18 protein-coding genes are annotated in these 17,191 nt (G+C 62.4%); 5 read left to right on the forward strand and 13 right to left on the reverse strand.

Annotated elements, in window-relative coordinates:
- Nucleotides 1-96: 96 nt before the first annotated feature.
- On the reverse strand, nucleotides 97-1,032 hold the full coding sequence (gene gcvA, locus AC0L3L_RS17740) for a transcriptional regulator GcvA (RefSeq protein WP_473638558.1): 936 nt from the start codon (nucleotides 1,030-1,032) through the stop codon (nucleotides 97-99).
- A 163-nt stretch (nucleotides 1,033-1,195) separates the two neighbouring features.
- Between gcvA and AC0L3L_RS17745 the strand changes: the two genes are divergently transcribed.
- A complete protein-coding gene (locus AC0L3L_RS17745; protein ID WP_473525844.1) occupies nucleotides 1,196-1,432 on the forward strand; it encodes a hypothetical protein in 237 nt (78 codons plus the stop codon).
- A 114-nt stretch (nucleotides 1,433-1,546) separates the two neighbouring features.
- Here AC0L3L_RS17745 and AC0L3L_RS17750 read toward each other — a convergent pair whose 3' ends face one another.
- Nucleotides 1,547-2,143 carry a L,D-transpeptidase family protein gene (locus tag AC0L3L_RS17750; protein ID WP_473485909.1) on the reverse strand — a complete coding sequence of 199 codons (597 nt, stop codon included), beginning with the start codon at nucleotides 2,141-2,143 and terminating at the stop codon, nucleotides 1,547-1,549.
- 84 nt (nucleotides 2,144-2,227) lie between these two features.
- Here AC0L3L_RS17750 and AC0L3L_RS17755 point away from each other — a divergent pair, with 84 nt between their 5' ends.
- Both AC0L3L_RS17755 and AC0L3L_RS17760 read left to right on the forward strand, forming a co-directional pair.
- Entirely contained in the window at nucleotides 2,228-2,911 is a 684-nt protein-coding gene (locus AC0L3L_RS17755) for a response regulator transcription factor (RefSeq protein WP_029349304.1), read from the forward strand.
- A 230-nt stretch (nucleotides 2,912-3,141) separates the two neighbouring features.
- Nucleotides 3,142-3,597 carry a cyclic nucleotide-binding domain-containing protein gene (locus tag AC0L3L_RS17760; RefSeq protein WP_473485910.1) on the forward strand — a complete coding sequence of 152 codons (456 nt, stop codon included), beginning with the start codon at nucleotides 3,142-3,144 and terminating at the stop codon, nucleotides 3,595-3,597.
- Nucleotides 3,598-3,837: 240 nt separating this feature from the next.
- Here AC0L3L_RS17760 and AC0L3L_RS17765 read toward each other — a convergent pair whose 3' ends face one another.
- The 7 genes from AC0L3L_RS17765 to tesB form a co-directional block, all read right to left on the reverse strand.
- Nucleotides 3,838-4,644 (reverse strand): exodeoxyribonuclease III, encoded by an 807-nt coding sequence (locus tag AC0L3L_RS17765; RefSeq protein ID WP_473638559.1) that lies wholly within the window; start codon nucleotides 4,642-4,644, stop codon nucleotides 3,838-3,840.
- A 271-nt stretch (nucleotides 4,645-4,915) separates the two neighbouring features.
- Nucleotides 4,916-5,599, reverse strand: a complete 684-nt coding sequence (locus AC0L3L_RS17770) for an outer membrane lipoprotein carrier protein LolA (RefSeq protein WP_473485912.1) — start codon at nucleotides 5,597-5,599, stop codon at nucleotides 4,916-4,918.
- A gap of 165 nt (nucleotides 5,600-5,764) precedes the next feature.
- Nucleotides 5,765-8,419 (reverse strand): FtsK/SpoIIIE family DNA translocase, encoded by a 2,655-nt coding sequence (locus AC0L3L_RS17775; RefSeq protein ID WP_473638560.1) that lies wholly within the window; start codon nucleotides 8,417-8,419, stop codon nucleotides 5,765-5,767.
- 309 nt (nucleotides 8,420-8,728) lie between these two features.
- Nucleotides 8,729-9,004, reverse strand: a complete 276-nt coding sequence (locus AC0L3L_RS17780; RefSeq protein WP_473485914.1) for a hypothetical protein — start codon at nucleotides 9,002-9,004, stop codon at nucleotides 8,729-8,731.
- A gap of 265 nt (nucleotides 9,005-9,269) precedes the next feature.
- On the reverse strand, nucleotides 9,270-10,697 hold the full coding sequence (locus tag AC0L3L_RS17785; RefSeq protein ID WP_473638561.1) for an ammonium transporter: 1,428 nt from the start codon (nucleotides 10,695-10,697) through the stop codon (nucleotides 9,270-9,272).
- Nucleotides 10,698-10,728: 31 nt separating this feature from the next.
- On the reverse strand, nucleotides 10,729-11,067 hold the full coding sequence (locus AC0L3L_RS17790; protein WP_023800571.1) for a P-II family nitrogen regulator: 339 nt from the start codon (nucleotides 11,065-11,067) through the stop codon (nucleotides 10,729-10,731).
- Nucleotides 11,068-11,286: 219 nt separating this feature from the next.
- Nucleotides 11,287-12,162 (reverse strand): acyl-CoA thioesterase II, encoded by an 876-nt coding sequence (tesB, locus tag AC0L3L_RS17795; RefSeq protein ID WP_123148825.1) that lies wholly within the window; start codon nucleotides 12,160-12,162, stop codon nucleotides 11,287-11,289.
- A gap of 94 nt (nucleotides 12,163-12,256) precedes the next feature.
- Here tesB and AC0L3L_RS17800 point away from each other — a divergent pair, with 94 nt between their 5' ends.
- Nucleotides 12,257-13,519, forward strand: a complete 1,263-nt coding sequence (locus tag AC0L3L_RS17800; RefSeq protein WP_473638621.1) for a ubiquinone biosynthesis hydroxylase — start codon at nucleotides 12,257-12,259, stop codon at nucleotides 13,517-13,519.
- 45 nt (nucleotides 13,520-13,564) lie between these two features.
- On the opposite strand, the gene AC0L3L_RS17805 is transcribed toward AC0L3L_RS17800, so the two are convergent.
- Nucleotides 13,565-13,984, reverse strand: coding sequence for a hypothetical protein (locus AC0L3L_RS17805; RefSeq protein ID WP_473638562.1), 420 nt, complete (start codon nucleotides 13,982-13,984; stop codon nucleotides 13,565-13,567).
- A gap of 223 nt (nucleotides 13,985-14,207) precedes the next feature.
- Nucleotides 14,208-14,564: a YciI family protein gene (locus AC0L3L_RS17810; protein WP_095495584.1), complete on the reverse strand. Its 357-nt coding sequence runs from the start codon at nucleotides 14,562-14,564 to the stop codon at nucleotides 14,208-14,210.
- 409 nt (nucleotides 14,565-14,973) lie between these two features.
- Here AC0L3L_RS17810 and AC0L3L_RS17815 point away from each other — a divergent pair, with 409 nt between their 5' ends.
- Complete coding sequence (locus tag AC0L3L_RS17815; RefSeq protein WP_135934169.1) at nucleotides 14,974-15,399, forward strand: OsmC family protein; 426 nt, start codon at nucleotides 14,974-14,976, stop codon at nucleotides 15,397-15,399.
- 134 nt (nucleotides 15,400-15,533) lie between these two features.
- Here AC0L3L_RS17815 and AC0L3L_RS17820 read toward each other — a convergent pair whose 3' ends face one another.
- Both AC0L3L_RS17820 and AC0L3L_RS17825 read right to left on the reverse strand, forming a co-directional pair.
- Nucleotides 15,534-16,175 (reverse strand): YceH family protein, encoded by a 642-nt coding sequence (locus AC0L3L_RS17820; RefSeq protein WP_473638563.1) that lies wholly within the window; start codon nucleotides 16,173-16,175, stop codon nucleotides 15,534-15,536.
- Between the two features lie 216 nt (nucleotides 16,176-16,391).
- Complete coding sequence (locus AC0L3L_RS17825) at nucleotides 16,392-17,171, reverse strand: succinate dehydrogenase iron-sulfur subunit (RefSeq protein WP_065007241.1); 780 nt, start codon at nucleotides 17,169-17,171, stop codon at nucleotides 16,392-16,394.
- Nucleotides 17,172-17,191: the final 20 nt, after the last annotated feature.

Genomic DNA, 17,191 nt, shown 5'->3' on the forward strand with positions numbered 1-17,191 from the left:
CAGCGGTTTTGCGATAACGACATGCATAAAAACAACGACTAAAGCGCGTCGCTTTAGTCGATGACCGCCGACTGGCCACTCAGAGCGACCTAAAGCTCATCCAAGCGTCGGGTCCGGCTGCGGGTTGTGAACTTCGTTCAGGAGCCAATCCCTGAACGCCACGATCCTGGGGTCGTTGGCCGAGGCGATGGGATAGACCAGATGATAGGCGAAGTCGGGCGGAACCTTGATGCCAAGTTCGAAGGGCCGGATCAGCCGGCCCTCGGAAAGGTCGTTTGCCACCATGGCAAAATCGGCGAGTGCGATGGCATTGCCGTCGAGCGCGGCCTGTACGGCGTCGGTCGAGGTGTTGAACACGATTGTCCGGCTGTCGTCGAAATCGTCGACGCCGGCCGCCGCCATCCACATCCGCCAATTCGGCCAGGTCACGCCTTGTCGCGCCCACTCGATATGGGCGAGCGTGTGATGGAAGAGATCGCGTGGCTCGCGCAGCGGGGGGCCAGAGGCCAGCAGGCTGGGGCTGCACACAGGTATGATGACATTTTCGAACAGCCGGTGGGTGCAAAGGCCCGGATATTTTCCCGCGCCGAATCGGATGCCGACATCGACGTCGTCCAGGTCGAAATCGCGCAATTCGGAGGCAATGTCGAAGCGGAGCTCGATGCCCGGCCGCTGCTTGCGAAAATCATCGACGCGCCGCATAAGCCATTTTGTCGCGAACTGGGCGTCGAGGGTCACTTTCAGCAGCGCCGTTCCGCGCGCCATCTTGTGCGCTCGTGAGACGGCCCGGCCAAGCAGGTCGAGCGCGTCGGTCGAAGCCTCGAACAGCACCGCGCCCGCCTCCGTCAGCCGAATCGTGCGGCTGGTGCGCGTGAACAGCACGATGCCGAGCTGATCCTCGATTTCCTTGATCTGGTGGCTGACCGCGGCCGGCGTCAGGCCGAGCTCGTCTGCGGCGCGGGTGAAATTGAGGTGCCGGGCCGCCGCCTCCAGCGTCCTCAGTGCACGGGTTCCGGGCAGCAGGCGAGCCATCAGAGTAGGACGAGAAGAGGCCGGTCGAGCATTTCCAATCCTCAAACAAAACTTGAAGATGTAGAGAAAATTACTCGTTTCTCGTTTTAATTTCAATCCGTCATGATGTGACCATCGAACAAACATCAAATCGGATTTGATATCCGGAGAAGCGGATTGCACCATGTCTCACATTGCCTTGAGCTCTGAAACCATCCGCCCGGCCTGGCTGCGCGCGGTGTTTGATTGGTTCCGCCATGCAAAAATCGCGATCAACCTCCCGCATGAGAACGTCGAGGATCTTGCGGACCGCCAATTGCGCGACATCGGCGCCGAACGCAAGGATGTCGCGCACGTGATGGACCGGGAACTCGGCCGGTTGGGTCTGCTCGACATCGGCTGGCAGAGGCCGCGGACGTAGGGGAGTAGGGGAGTAGGGGAGCTAAGCGGCGCGTCTGCGCAATCCTGCTGACACTTTCTTACTGCCCTATTCCCCTACTCCCCTACTGCCCTACTGCCCTACTGCCCTATTCCCCTACCTCACCACCCTCATCACCGTGCGGTCCGACAGCAGCGGCAGCAGCCGGGCCATCGTGCGCGCCGTCACCGCGACGCAGCCTTGCGTCGGCGTGAAGCCGGGGCGCGCCAGATGAAAGAAGATGGCGCTGCCGCGCCCGCGGCGGCGCGGCGAAATGTTCCAGTCGAGCACCAGGCAGGCGTCATAAAGCCGGTCGGCGCGCAGCATCCGCTCGTGGCTGGCGCCATACGGAATCTTGACCGGACGGTTGTAGTTGCGGTCCTCAGGCACTTCGCACCAGCCGAGATCGGGACCGATCGGCGTCATCGCCAGTCGGGTATTGCGGCCGCCGGAGAAATGATCGTTACGGAAATATCCCGACAGGATCCGCATCGAACCAAGCGGCGTGGCGCCATCGCCTTCGCGTTTGCCGGCTGATATGCCGCCGCGCCCCAGCGCACATGAAAACACCAGTTTGCCGGCCTGCAGGAGCCCCTGGCTGGCGTGGCCGGGCCTGGCACGCACCGTGAGAACACGAAGCCCTTTTCGCAAAAATGCGCTCGCCTCATTGCACGCGCGTTTTTTCTTGTATGATCGTGCCACGGAACAAATCATTGTGATCGGCTGTTGTGCCGGTCAGCTTCCGCATAAATAGGCAGCGGTCAACTGAATTTTCTTTTCAAAACAACGGATTGATCCATGACTTCACGCACCATTCTGATCGTCGATGACGATGACGACCTGCGCGGCACGCTCGTTGAGCAATTGTCTCTCTATGAGGAATTCGATGTCCTGCAGGAATCAACCGCCGCCAAAGGCGTCGCCACGGCCCGCGGCGGCCTCATCGATCTGCTCATCATGGATGTCGGCCTGCCCGACATGGATGGCCGGGAGGCGGTGAAGATACTACGCAAGGGCGGCTACAAGTCGCCCATCATTATGCTGACGGGACACGACACCGATTCCGACACGATTCTCGGCCTCGAAGCCGGCGCCAACGACTATGTGACCAAGCCGTTCCGCTTCGCGGTTCTCTTGGCCCGCATCCGTGCCCAGCTTCGCCAGCATGAGCAGAGCGAAGACGCCACCTTTTCGGTCGGCCCCTACACTTTCAAGCCCAGCCAGAAGCTTCTGATCGACCAGCGCGGCGCCAAGGTGCGGTTGACCGAAAAGGAAGCCTCGATCATCAAGTATCTCTATCGCGCCGACCAGAAGGTGGTGACGCGCGACGTGCTGCTCGAGGAGGTCTGGGGCTACAATTCCGGCGTCACCACGCACACGCTGGAAACCCATGTCTATCGGCTGCGCCAGAAGATCGAGCGCGATCCTTCCAATGCAGAAATTCTTGTGACAGAAAGCGGCGGCTACAAGCTGGTTCCTTAAACATTTAATCATTCAATCAGCGGTCGGGGCAGGGGCCGCTTTCGGGGTACGATCCTGAGACTGGAGGTGGTTCTGGATCGAACTCGCTGACGCATCGGCCCAAAAATCGGGTTCGATTTTTGGAAAGCACGGTGGGTCAAGTTCAAAGCGTTCGAGCGTCCTTTGCGCGTCGAAAGGAGGCTCGGCGCTCTAAGGGAGGGATTGGACTGGCCGTTCGGGGACATAGCTAGATGGCGTTGGATGACGACATCCGCATCCTGTCCGCCGTGAGGCTCTTCGAGGGCTTCACGCAGGAACAGTTGCGTCTGCTCGCCTTTGGCGCGGAAACCACCAGCCTGCAGGCCGACCACAAGCTTTACCGCGAGGACGACGAGGCCGATTGTGCCTATATCGTGGTCAGTGGGCGCATCGTCCTCTATCGCGAGCAGGATGGCGCCCGCGTGCCGATAGGAACGGCCGGCCCCGGTACCATGCTGAGCGAACTGGCGCTGATCGCCGACACCAACCGGCTGACCAGCGCATCCGCCGAAATCGATTCGGAAGTGCTGCGGCTCAGCCGCAAGATGTTTCGCCGCATTCTGGAGGAGTATCCCGAGGTCGCGGTCCATCTGCACCAGCGTATCTCGGAGGATTTTCAGGCATTGATCCGCCGCATCGAGAAACTGGCGCCGCGTTTCGACAACTGAACCGGATGCTTTTCAACTCGCACTCGCAACCAACAGACCGTGAAAGCCAATCGGATCAGGGCGGCAAGGGTTGAGGTGTGTCGAGATTCAGATCAGGCCGAGCCGGAGTCGAAGACGGGCGCGAAGCGACCAGAATGGTGGGGTCCGAGAACCGGAGCGGAGCGTACTTTTGGGTACGTGAGCACCGGAAGCGCAGGAGACCACCATTTGCAGGCCGGCCTCATCTGAATATCGATACACCTAATCCAGGTCGAACCGCGCGATCACCGGCACATGGTCCGAAGGCCGTTCCCAGCCGCGGGCCGGCCGCAGGATTTCGTAGCCGGCAAAGCTCGGCACCAGGTTTGGCGACGACCAGACATGGTCGAGCCGCCGGCCGCGATCCGACGCTTCCCAATCCTGCGCGCGATAGCTCCACCAGGTGTAGAGCTTCTGCTCATAAGGCACGTTGAGCCGCATCAGGTCGACCCAGTCGCCGGCGAGCCGCATCGCCTCGAAACTTTCCGTCTCGACCGGCGTATGGCTGACCACTTTCAATAGCTGCTTGTGCGACCAGACATCGTGCTCGAGCGGCGCGATGTTGAGGTCGCCGACCAGGATCGAACCGGACATTTCGCCGTGCTCGGCGCGGATGGCGTTCATCTCGGCGACGAAATCCAGCTTGTGCTTGAACTTGCGGTTGATGATCGGATCGGGCTCGTCGCCGCCGGCCGGGACGTAGAAATTGTGCAGCAGGATCGCCTTGCCGCCGGCCCGGACGGTGACCGACAGATGCCGGCAGTCCTCGATCTCGCAGAAGCGGCGCTTTTCGACCACTTCGAGCGGCCGGCGCGCCACCGTCGCCACGCCGTGATAGCCCTTCTGGCCGTGGAACACGATGTGCTCGTAGCCGAGCTTGCGAAACGCCTTTTCGGGAAACAGCTCGTCGGGAACTTTGGTTTCCTGCAGGCAGAGCACGTCCGGTGCCTGTTCGACAAGCAGGCGTTCGACGAGCGGCATGCGCAGGCGGACGGAATTGATGTTCCAGGTAGCGATGGAAAAGGGCATGTTTGGGATTCCGGGACAACGCAAGGTCCGCCAGATGGCTCCGACGGAAGGTCAATCCCGGAAACTACTGCCAGCCGCGCACCGCAAAAACAAGCCGGGGGCGCGCGCCGCCCCGCCCCGGCGGGGCCGAGGGGTGGGTGAGGTTAAGGGGATCGCGCGGGGGGGAAGGTGGGGTTGGAGGACACCGGGGGAGCCGGCGAAAAGTACGTGAGCACCGGAAGCGCAGGAAACCGCCATTCGCAGGCCGGCCTCACCTGAATAACAGCGGATCCTACCGCGACTTGGTGTTCAGTTCGCGGTTCGCCGTATAGTCGATGGCAAAGGTGTCGGGGGCGAAGCTTACGCCTTCCCTGACGTTGAAGATCATCACCGTCGTGTCCTTGCCTTGCGCATCGGTGATCGTCCATTGGCGCAATTCGTAGGTTTTCGGATCGAACATCATGGTGATCTTCGAACTGCCGAACACCGATTTGTCGGCGAGTTGGATGGTGGTGACGTCGTTCTCTTCCTTGACGCTTTTGACGCGGCCGCCGGAGAGATCGATCTTGTTGTCGAGGAGCAGCTTGAGCGGCGTTTTCGACAGTGGGTAGAGATCGGACGTTTTCAGCCGCTTGTTGAGGATGACCACCGACTTGCCGTCGGAAATCACCCTGAAATTCGACGTCCCGTCATAGTTAAAGCGGATCTTGCCCGGCCGTTCCAGAAAGAACTTGCCGCCGGTCTGCTCGCCCTTGGGTCCGAACTGCACGAATTCGCCGGCCATCGATTTGACCGAGGAAAAATGGTCGGCGATCTTCTGCGCGGTGGGTGGCACCGCCGCTTGCGCCGACGCCAGCAACTGGACCCCGGGCACGACGTTGATGGCCGCAGCACCTGCCAGGACCAGGCCGAGGCCAAGCAGCTGGCGGCGGGTCGGGGCAAAGTCGCTGATCGTGGCAAAAGAAGAGTTTTTCATGCCGGTCACTTTCGTCTGGTTTATCTGTTGTCGCAGTGTTTGGCCCCCCAGTTGGGCTTAAGTTTGGCGGCCGAACAGCGCTTGGTCGTTGCAAACGCGCCAGAAGGTTCAAAGTTGCCGCCGTCAGGTTGCAGCCGCGAAAATCCTATCGGCTTGCCGGGCGGATCAGAACTTGTCGTCCTCCGTCGGCACCAGAATCTCGCGTTTTCCGGCATGGTTGGCCGGGCCGACAATGCCTTCCTTCTCCATCTTCTCGATGATCGAGGCGGCGCGGTTGTAGCCGATGCCGAGCCGGCGCTGGATGTAGCTGGTCGAGGCCTTGCCGTCGCGCAGCACCACGGCAACGGCCTGATCGTAGGGATCGTCGGAATCCTCGAAATTGCCGCCGCCACCGCCCGACCCCCCCTTGCCCGACGGCTCGTCGTCGTCCTCATCGTCATCCTCGGTGATGGCGTCGAGATATTCCGGCACGCCCTGCAGCTTCAGATGAGCGACGATCTTCTCGACCTCGTCATCGGAAACAAAAGGGCCGTGTACGCGCTGGATGCGGCCGCCGCCGGCCATGTAGAGCATGTCGCCCATGCCAAGCAGCTGTTCGGCGCCCTGCTCGCCCAGAATGGTGCGGCTGTCGATCTTCGACGTCACCTGGAAGGAGATGCGGGTCGGGAAGTTGGCCTTGATCGTGCCGGTGATGACGTCGACCGACGGCCGCTGCGTCGCCATGATGACGTGGATGCCGGCGGCGCGCGCCATCTGCGCCAGGCGCTGCACCGCGCCTTCGATGTCCTTGCCGGCGACCATCATCAAATCGGCCATCTCGTCGATAATGACGACGATGTAGGGCATCGGCTCGAGATCGAGGTTTTCGGTCTCGTAGACCGCTTCGCCGGTCTGGCGGTCGAAGCCGGTCTGCACGGTGCGCGAGATTTTCTCGCCTTTCTTCTCCGCCTGCTGCACCCGCGCGTTGAAACCGTCGATGTTGCGTACGCCGACCTTGGACATCTTGCGGTAGCGGTCCTCCATCTCGCGCACGGTCCATTTCAGCGCCACTACCGCCTTCTTCGGGTCGGTGACGACAGGCGTCAGAAGATGCGGGATGCCGTCATAGACCGAGAGCTCCAGCATTTTCGGGTCGATCATGATCAGTCGGCAGTCCTGCGGCGTCAGCCGGTAGAGCAGCGACAGGATCATGGTGTTGATGGCGACAGACTTGCCCGAACCGGTGGTGCCGGCGACCAGCACGTGCGGCATCTTGGCGATGTCGACGATGACCGCCTCGCCATTGATGGTTTTGCCGAGCGCCAGCGCCAGCTTGGCCTTGGTGGTCTCGAAATCGCGGCTGGCCATGATTTCCCTGAGATAGACGGTCTCGCGCTTGGCGTTCGGCAGCTCGATGCCGATGGCGTTGCGGCCGGGCACCACCGCGACGCGGCAGGCGATCGCGCTCATCGAGCGGGCGATGTCGTCGGACAGGCCGATGACCCGCGACGATTTGATGCCGGGCGCCGGCTCCAGCTCGTAAAGCGTGACGACCGGGCCGGGGCGGACATGGATGATCTCGCCCTTGACGCCGAAATCCTCCAGCACGCCCTCGAGCAGACGGGCATTCTGCTCGAGCGCGTCCTTGGACAGGCTGGCGTCGCGCACGACGTTCTTCGGTTCGGACAGGAAATGCAGCGACGGCATTTCGAATTGTTCGGAGCCGATCAGCGAGGTCTGGGCTTCGCGCTGGACACGAGCGCCCGGAACGGGTCGGGGCGCCGGCGCCGCGACGCGTGTGGCCGCATCGGAGCGGAACGGCTGCACCTTCGCATTGGGCGCAGTGCTGCGCTGGCCCACGGGCTCCGGCGCAAAATCCATGTCGTCGTCATCGTCAAAAACATCGGCGTCGTCGGGATCGAGCGAGGCGCTGCGGTCGTTGACCATGGCGGCGAAGAATTCCGGCTCGACGCGGGCGCGGCCATCGGGGCTCATCCGCGCTTCGGCGAACTCGGCCGATTCGACCCTCTCGGCAGCGCGGCGCCAGGCGCTGGCGCGCGGTTCCATCTCCGGTTCGAAATCGTCGCGTTCCCGGCGGCGCGCGGCGCGGCGGCGGATGTAGGCACGCAACGACAGCCACCAATGCGTGATCGCGCCAAGCGCCAGAATGCCCTCGTCGCCTTCGTCCTCGTCATTGTCGAAAAGCAGGTCGTCCTGGTCCCTCGGATCGGGTGCAGCCGGTTGCTCCAGGACGGCGAAACCGTTCTGGCGCGCAATCAGCGCCGAGCCATAGGCAAACAGCCACAGTGCCGGGGCGGCAAGAAGCACGGCGAGCACGCTGGCGATGAGACCTGTCGGGTAGCCGCCGACGACGAGACCGGGAATCTGGAGCACCATGTCGCCGAACACGCCGCCGAGACCGGTCGGCAGCGGCCAGGTCTTCGGCGGCACCACGCAGCCGGCGATGGCCGCGGCAAGCACCGCGTAGCCGAACCAGGCGAGCCCGCGCTTCGGCAGCCTGTCGACGCCGCGCGCCGAAAACAGCAGAAATCCCCAGACCACCGCCGGCACCAGCGCCGCGACGGCTGCAAGGCCGAAGAACTGCATGGCAAGGTCGGAGAAGACAGCGCCCACATAGCCCATGGCGTTGGTGACGATATTATCGGTGGCGTGGGAGAAGCTTGGGTCGGCGACGTTCCAGGTGGCGAGGCTGGCGATACCGAAGGCGACCAGCGCAAACAGGCCGGCGCCGACCAGCCGACCGACCTGACGCCGCGCGAACGCCCGGATGCCGTACCCCGTATCGGCCAGCGCGAGCGGTGCTGAAGCCCCTGAACGCATTCGTCGTTCCCCGTCTGTCATGGACTGGCCGGACGCATGACGCACTCCGGCAGATTCGGATGCCAGACTAGCGGCGGGAAGGTTAAGGCCGCATTAACCATGGGCGTGCCGGCAACTCCCGGGTGGAAAAGCGGTCACAGAAATGGCGGGCACGCCGGCCCGCCATCATTTTGGATCGGCAGGTCGATCAGGCTCAGCCTGATCGCCAGACCTTAGGGCGCCGCGCGTCCCATTAGACGGCCGCGCTAACACTAATTTGATTGGAGCATGATCCTTTCCGAACCAAGTTCATGCGTTCGGGGTCATGCGCTAGTTGGCGCCGCCGAGCGCCTGCACGTTCGCGCAGAACTCGGCATACGGCTTGCTCATCGCCGCGTCATTGCATTCTTTCTTCATGGCTTCCTGCTTTTCCTTCGGCATCGACATGAAGGTGGTCTTGAATTCCGCCATCGGCTTCATGGTCTTCATGCTGGAGTCTGTGTAGAACGGCGCCATGTTGTCGGGTGAGTCGAGAGCGCCGGCAAATGCCGCTCCGCTGATCATGGAAAGAGCAAGCGCTCCGAGGTAGATGTTCTTGATGTTCATGACTGGTTTCCTTCCCTGTTGTTTTCACGAGCGCCCGAACGACGACCGCCACCACAGTTCGGAACCAGCACGGCCGATGTTTCATCGACTAAGGACATCAAGCGCCCGATCAAACGATTGTGATCGAGCCTGAACGCCCACCGGCACGGCGTCCCACAACAAAAGGAGGCCCGGAACGGATCCGGGCCTCAATGCGTGAGCCCTTGCAGGAGCGTCACGACGGGATGGGAGAAGGCGGGGCGGCCAAGGCCGCCCCAGACATGACTTACGGGTGATAGGCCGCTTCGCCATGCGCGGTGAGGTCGAGCCCTTCACGCTCTGCATCGGCTGTCGGGCGCAAGCCTACGATCATATCGACGATCTTGTAGAGGATGGCGCTGCCGATACCCGACCACAGCACGGTTACCAGGACACCCTTGAACTGCGACCACAGCTGGGTCGCCGTGCCGGCATAGCCGGCGGCGAAGTCGGCTGTCGAATAATCGACGATGCCAGCGCCGCCGAGGGCGGGATTGACCAGGATGCCGGTGCCGAGTGCGCCGATGATGCCGCCGATGCAGTGAATGCCGAAGACATCGAGGCTGTCGTCGTAGCCGAACTTGTTCTTCACTACTGAGACAAAGAAGTAGCAGACACAGGTGGCGACGATGCCGAGCACGATGGCGCCCATCGGTCCGGCAAAGCCGGCAGCGGGCGTGACGGCGACAAGTCCGGTAACAGCGCCCGAAACCGCACCAAGCATGGACGCCTTGCCGCGCAGCAGCGTTTCAAGCACGATCCAGGTCACTGCCGCCGCCGCCGTGGCGACGAAGGTGTTGACCATGGCCAGCACCGCATAGGCGTTGGCTTCGAGGTTCGAACCGGCGTTGAAGCCGAACCAGCCGACCCACAGCAGCGAAGCGCCGACCATGGTCAGCGTCATGGAGTGCGGCGCCATGACGTCCTTGTTGTAGCCAATGCGCTTGCCGATCATGAGCGCCCCGACAAGGCCGGCGATGCCCGCATTGATGTGAACGACGGTGCCGCCGGCGAAGTCGATGGCGCCGAAGCCGAAGATGAGCCCCGACGGGTCGCTATAAGCGCTCGGGCCACCCCAGAACCAGACCATATGCGCGATCGGGAAGTAGACGAATGTGACCCACAGGATGGTGAAAAGGATCACGGCCGAGAACTTGACGCGTTCGGCGAAGGCGCCGACGATCAGGGCGGGCGTGATGCAGGCGAAAGTCATCTGGAAGAGGACGAACACCAGTTCAGGAATGGCGACGCCCTTGGTGAAGGTTTCCGACACCGTCGTCACGTCGACCCCGGCAAGAAACATCTTGGAAAGGCCGCCGACGAAGGCATTGCCTGGGGTGAAGGCAAGGCTGTAGCCGTAGAAAACCCAGACGATCATGACCACGCTGGTGATGGTGAAGACCTGCATCAGCACCGACAGCATATTTTTGGCGCGAACCAGGCCGCCGTAGAAAAGGGCAAGGCCGGGAATGGTCATCAACAGCACCAGGATGGTGGAAATCATCATCCACGTCGTGTCGCCCTTGTCGACGGTAAAGGCCGGCACGACTGGCGCTGCCGGTGCGGCCGGCGCCGCTTCCTGCGCGAATGCGGCGACCGTGCCCAGTGCTGCGATAGCGAGCGAGCCCAGCAGCGCGGTGCGCGCCGCCGACTTCAAAGTAGAAGGAATATTCATTGAACTCTCCATTGGAATACGTGTCCGCAGCTCAAAGCGCGTCGGTGTCTGTTTCGCCGGTGCGAATGCGCACCGCCTGGTCGATGCCGAAGACGAAGATCTTGCCGTCGCCGATCTGACCGGTCTTGGCCGCCGCGGTGATGGCTTCGACGGCCTTGTCGACCATGTCCAGGCCGACCGCGACTTCGATCTTGATCTTCGGCAGGAAGCTGACCGCGTATTCCGCCCCGCGATAGATTTCCGTGTGTCCCTTCTGCCGCCCGTAGCCTTTGACTTCGGTGACGGTCAGGCCCTGGATGCCGACTGCGGTGAGCGCTTCGCGCACCTCGTCGAGCTTGAACGGCTTGATGATTGCCATCACGATTTTCATAAGGTTTCACCCTTTGCTGTTGCGGGTCCCCGCGTTTGTACGACGTCGCCGATCCCCATGAGAGCCGGAGAGTGCCCGCTAGGATTCAAGCTCCGTGCCAATTGCCGAAGCAGGGTGTTAACCTGTTGTTAAATAAGGAATTGGGGAAGGTTTGTCGGCTGACTGTTCATAGTCGCAGCAGCACAGCTGATTAAAGAATAGGCAATTTTTCAAAATTGCCTATTCGGCAGGCGGCCGCTTCAGCCTGATCAGGCCTTCCTGGGCAACCGAGGCGATCAACGTGCCGTCGCGGGCAAACAGCGACCCGCGAGTGAACCCCCGCGACCCTTGCGTCGACGGGCTGTCCTGCGTGTACAGCATCCAGTCGTCGAGCGGATGGCTGCGGTGGAACCACATGGCATGATCGAGGCTCGCCGCCTGGATGTCGCTATCGAAAATGGCGCGGCCATGCGCAAAGGTCGAGGTATCGAGCAGCGTCATGTCGGAAAGATAGGCAAGCACTGCCGCCTGCGTGGCGCGATCGGCCGGAACCGGGCCGGTCGTGCGGATCCAGATGTTCTGCTTCGGCTCCAGCTTTTCCCGGCTGGTGTAATGCTCCAGCATCACCGGCTTCATCTCGATCGGCCGGTCACGCTCCCAGTAGCGCCTGATGCCGTCGGGCACGGCCTCGCCGAACTTGCCAATCAGTTCGCGCTGCGACAGCAATGTGTCGGGCGCCGGCACGTCCTGCGGCATCGGCACCTGATGCTCGAGCCCGACCTCTTCCTGCTGGAACGAGGCTTCCAGCGAAAAGATCGCCTGGCCGTGCTGGACAGCCACGACACGGCGCGTGGTGAAGGAGCCGCCGTCGCGGATGCGGTCGACCTGGTAGATGATCGGCACCTTGGTGTCGCCGGGCCGCATGAAATAGCCGTGCAGCGAATGCACGTGGCGTTCGGGCTCCACCGTTCGCTGGGCGGCGACCAGCGCCTGGGCGATGGTCTGGCCACCGAAGACACGCTGCCAGTCGAGTTTGGGGCTGCGACCTCGGTACAGGTTGTGTTCCAGCTGCTCGAGGTCGAGAATGCCGAGAAGCTCGTCCATGGCCGCCGTCATGTTTCGCGCCCTCGCCGTAGAAGTGTTATTGCTTTCCGACAGGAATGACGGGCAGTCAAGGCCGGAAGGGAATTTTGGCCGGAAAGGAATTGCCATGGTGGACCGCAAGGCGGATGCAAAAAACCGAACCGCGCTCGATATCTTGGTCGCCGGCGCCGGCTATGTCGGCCTTGCCGCCGCGGTATCGCTGAAACAGGCACGACCAAGCCTGGCGGTCGCTGTCGTCGACGCCGCGCCCGCCGGTGTCTGGCAAAAGGACGGCCGCGCCTCGGCCATCGCCGCTGCCGCTTGCCGCATGCTCGACCAGCTCGGCGTCTGGGCCGAAATCGCGCCCGAGGCGCAGGCGATCACCGAGATGATCGTCACCGATTCGCGCACTTCCGATCCGGTGCGCCCGGTGTTTCTCACTTTCGATGGCGAGGTCGCGCCCGGCGAAGCTTTTGCGCATATGGTCGCCAACAGGGATTTGAATGGCGCCTTGCGCCGGCGCGCTGAAAAACTCGGCATCGACATCATCGAAGGCGTCGCAGTCAGTGCCTTCGACGTGAACGGCGCCGGCATCACCGTGCATCTTGCCGACGGCGCGACGCTGAAGGCGCGGCTGCTGGTCGCCGCCGACGGCGTCAACTCGAAGCTGCGCGACATGGCCGGCATCAAGACGGTGAAATGGGAGTACGGCCAGTCCGGCATCGTCTGCACTGTCGCCCATGAACGGCCGCACAACGGCCGCGCCGAAGAGCATTTTCTGCCAGTTGGCCCCTTCGCCACGCTGCCGCTCAAGCCGGACAAGGACGGGACCAACCGCTCGTCGATCGTCTGGGTCGAGCGGTCGGAAGATGCCGAAAAACTGGTCGACAGCGACGACCTCGTCTTCGAGCACGAGCTGGAACAGCGGTTTGGCCTGAAGCTCGGCGAAATTCACGTCGCCGACAGGCCACGCGCCTGGCCGCTCGGCCTGACGCTTGCCCGCGCCTTCGTCGCGCCGCGCATTGCCCTCGCCGGCGACGCCGCCCACGGCATCCACCCGATCGCCGGCCAGGGCCTGAATCTCGGCTTCAAGGATGTGGCGGCTCTCGCCGAGGTGGTGGTCGAGGCCGACCGGCTCGGCCAGGATATCGGCGCGCTCGACGTGCTCGAGCGCTACCAGCAGTGGCGGCGTTTCGACACGCTGCAGATGGGCATCACCACCGATGTCCTGAACCGGCTGTTTTCCAACGACATCGGCCCGTTGCGGGCCGTCCGCGACATCGGCCTCGGCCTCGTCGAACGCATGCCGCGCTTGAAGGATTTCTTCATCCGCCAGGCGTCCGGACTGTCCGGCAACACGCCGAAACTGCTCAAGGGCGAGGCGATCTGAACCCGGAAGGGCGGCAAACCAATATTGAGCGTCAGGCAATTTCGTTCAGTTGACCTCGAAGCCCAGCTTCTGCCGCAGCCGCAGTACCCGCTGGTCGGATATCTTCAGGGGCTGTTCACCAGCCTGCGCCGCGCGGTTCACCATCTGCAGCAAATCGTTTCGCTCAGTCACATCCAGACGTTCGCGCAGGAACGGCGCCAGCTTGTCGATGACGATCGTGGCATCGTCGATCTGTGACGCCGCCCATTTGGCGTAGACCACGGCCTCATCGGTCTTCTTGTCGTTCGCAATCTCCGAAATCACCGACCGAATCGCGGCTTCGCGCTGCGGCAGGACAGGGCCGTTCTCGGAAACGATGGCGGTGATCAGCGTCGCGGCCGCCACGACCGGATCGTCGATCGCCGTCAGCGGTGAGAGCGCTGCCTGCTTGCGCAGTCTCTTGCGGCGAATGTTCCCCTTGGACACGCCCGACGACCTCCGCGACCTCGCGCGCCGCATCGTTCATGGCCTTCATCCGATACCACCAGAATGCCGCCGCTCCCAACAGCCCAATTGCAGCAATCAGTATATGCATGCCCGTGATCCCCAAACCGCGGCGACGATAGGAGAAGTGCTGCCTCGCTTCAACACGCAAAAGTTGCGCGCGCCGAAGAAATTTGATTCAGCCGGACGCAAAACAGAATAATCGCTAGGACCCCGGCACGTTGTAGATCGCCCTGACCTCGATCGTGCCGATTTCGGCCAGCGGGATGCCGCCGGCAATCTCCAGCGCCTCGTCGATATCCCCGGCCTCGATCATGACGAAGCCGAGCAATTGCTCCTTGGTCTCGGCGAAAGGGCCGTCTGTGATCAGCCGCTTGCCCTTGCGCCGGCGCACGGTTTTCGCGGTCTTCACCGACTGCAGCGCTTGCGCGATGATCAGCCGACCGCTTTGCTCCACCGATTTGTCATAGGCCAGCGAGTCGGCGTCGAGCTTGGCCAGCCTCTCCGGGCTCATTGCATAAAGGTCTTTTTCCTCACCATAGACTAGGCAAACGTATTTCATCTCTCATCTTCCTTGTTGTGACGAACCGTTGGCAACCAAGGTCTCAGCCGGGCTTTTGAGCGCCGCATGATCGACAAGTGACACCGTAACCCCGATGATGGCGACTGCCACAAGCAGTCGACCGAAACCGGAAGGTGACTGATGCAACCAGTCGGCTTCTGTCCAGCAGCCTTTCGGCCGGTGTGCCTCCAGTGAGCAGAAAACAGACTATTCATGTGATCCTCCATCCGGCCACGAAATCAGGGGCCGCCCGCAGGACGACCGAGGCGGATGGAAGTCGACATTTTTGCACGTGGATTTTTTTAACGCGTCGCCATTGGCGCGAAAGCACGGGTGGCCTTCGTGCCCACGCGCGCTATAGTCGATCAGACGCCGATCACGGCTCAGCCACCACATCAAGGAGGAATTCATGGACCGCACCGCAAACGCTGTCTGGAAAGGCAATCTGAAAGAGGGCAAGGGCACGCTCGACACGCAGAGCGGGACTCTGAAAGGCACGCCTTACTCGTTCAAGATGCGCTTCGAGGACGAGAGCGGCAAATCCGGCACCAATCCGGAGGAACTGATCGCGGCGGCGCATGCCGGTTGCTTTGCCATGCAGCTTTCGCATGTCCTGGCCGAGAACGGCACCCCCGCCACCGAACTCGACGCCAAGGCCGTGGTGACGCTGGTTCCAGGCACCGGCATCACCGGCAGCGCGCTCACGCTGGTCGGCAAGGTGCCGGGCATCGATGCCGCGAAATTCCAGGAGCTGGCCGAACAGGCCAAGGCCGGGTGTCCGGTTTCGAAGGCGCTCGGCGCCATCAAGGTTTCGCTCGACGCCAAGCTCGGCTGAGCAGATGGCATGAGGTGATATACGCCGGCTCCAGGGCTGGCGTTTTCATTTGTGGGGCGTCGGTGATCCTTAACACCCCCTCTGTCCTGCAGGACAGACGGGGGTGCTGTCCATCCGACGCCTCAAAAAGGTCGTTAGCTTGCTTCGCCGGTCAGCGCGTCAATTCGTGCGCGCAATTGTGCGACCTCTTCCTCGAGAACCTGCACGCGCGCTTCGAGGTCCGAAGCCGGCGACGGTGATTGCAGGGGCGTTGCAGCCACCGCTGGCGTCTGCACCGGCCCGCCCAAGAGATGCACATAGCGGTCCTCACGCTGGCCGGGACCACGATCGATCTGCTGAACGAGCGGCGGCTTGCGGCCGATCAACAGGTCGAGATTGCTGCGAAGCTCGTCGATGGAGGGTAACCGCGCCATGCGCTCGCTGCGCGCCAGCAATTCATGCGCGGTCTGCGGACCGCGCAGCAACAGCAGCCCAAGCAGAGCGATCTGCGCCGAAGTCAGCGAAAAGCGCTGCGCAACGACATGCTCGTAACGCTCGACGCGCGAGGCAAAGACCTGCCTGACCAGGCCCTTGTGCTCGAGCTGGCCAAGTGCTCGTCTCACCTCGACAAGCTCAACCGACATCACCGGCTCGCGCGCCGTCTTCTGGTTGGCGGCGGCATGCGCTGCATTGAGCGTCAGCGGGTAGATATCGGGCGTCAGTTCCCTCTTTTCGATCAGGCAACCGAGCACGCGCACTTCGACGGGAGAGAGGATGGGCAGTTCGGTGTCGGTCATTGGTCGGCTATCCTTTGAAGCTGGCGGGACAGCGCCCCCCCACTTGGGGGGAGATTGGATGTCACCTCGGCTTTCGCCAATCTCCAACATTGCAGACGGGGCGAGGTCGGTGAAGCTGCCAATCTCCCTCCTTGTGGGGGAGATGTCCGGCAGGACAGAGGGGGGCGCGAAGGATCACTACCGACGAGATGATCCCTGCAGCAACCCCGTCCGCCGCTACACCCTTCTCTCCACCATCATCTTCTTGATCTCGGCGATCGCCTTGGCCGGATTGAGGCCCTTGGGACAGGTCTGGGCGCAGTTCATGATAGTGTGGCAGCGATAGAGCCGGAACGGGTCTTCGAGGTTGTCGAGCCGTTCGCCCGTGGCCTCGTCCCGGGAATCGATCAGCCAGCGATAGGCCTGCAACAGCGTCGCCGGGCCGAGATAGCGGTCGCCGTTCCACCAGTAGCTCGGGCATGAGGTCGAACAGCACGCGCACAAGATGCATTCATACAGCCCGTCGAGCTTTTCGCGGTCCTCGTGGCTCTGCAGCCATTCCTTGGCCGGCTCGGGCGACACCGTCTTCAACCATGGCTCGATCGAGGCGTGCTGGGCGTAGAAATTGGTGAGGTCGGGCACCAGGTCCTTGACCACCGGCATATGCGGCAGCGGGTAGACCTTGATCGCGCCGGAAATGTCGTCGCAGCCCTTGGTGCAGGCGAGCGTGTTGGAACCGTCGATATTCATGGCGCAGGAGCCGCAAATGCCCTCGCGGCAGGAGCGGCGCAGCGTCAGCGTCGGGTCGATCTTGTTCTTGATGTAGAGCAGCGCGTCGAGCACCATCGGCCCGCAATCGTCCATGTCGACGAAATAGGTGTCCATGCGCGGGTTCTCGTCATCGTCCGGCGACCAGCGGTAGATGCGGTACTCGCGCAGATTGGTCGCGCCTTCCGGCTTTGGCCAGGTTTTCCCGGCCTTGATCTTCGAGTTTTTCGGAAGCGTCAGTTCGACCATTACCTCAGGTCCTTTCGGAT

The organism is Mesorhizobium sp. WSM4849, assembly GCF_055811385.1.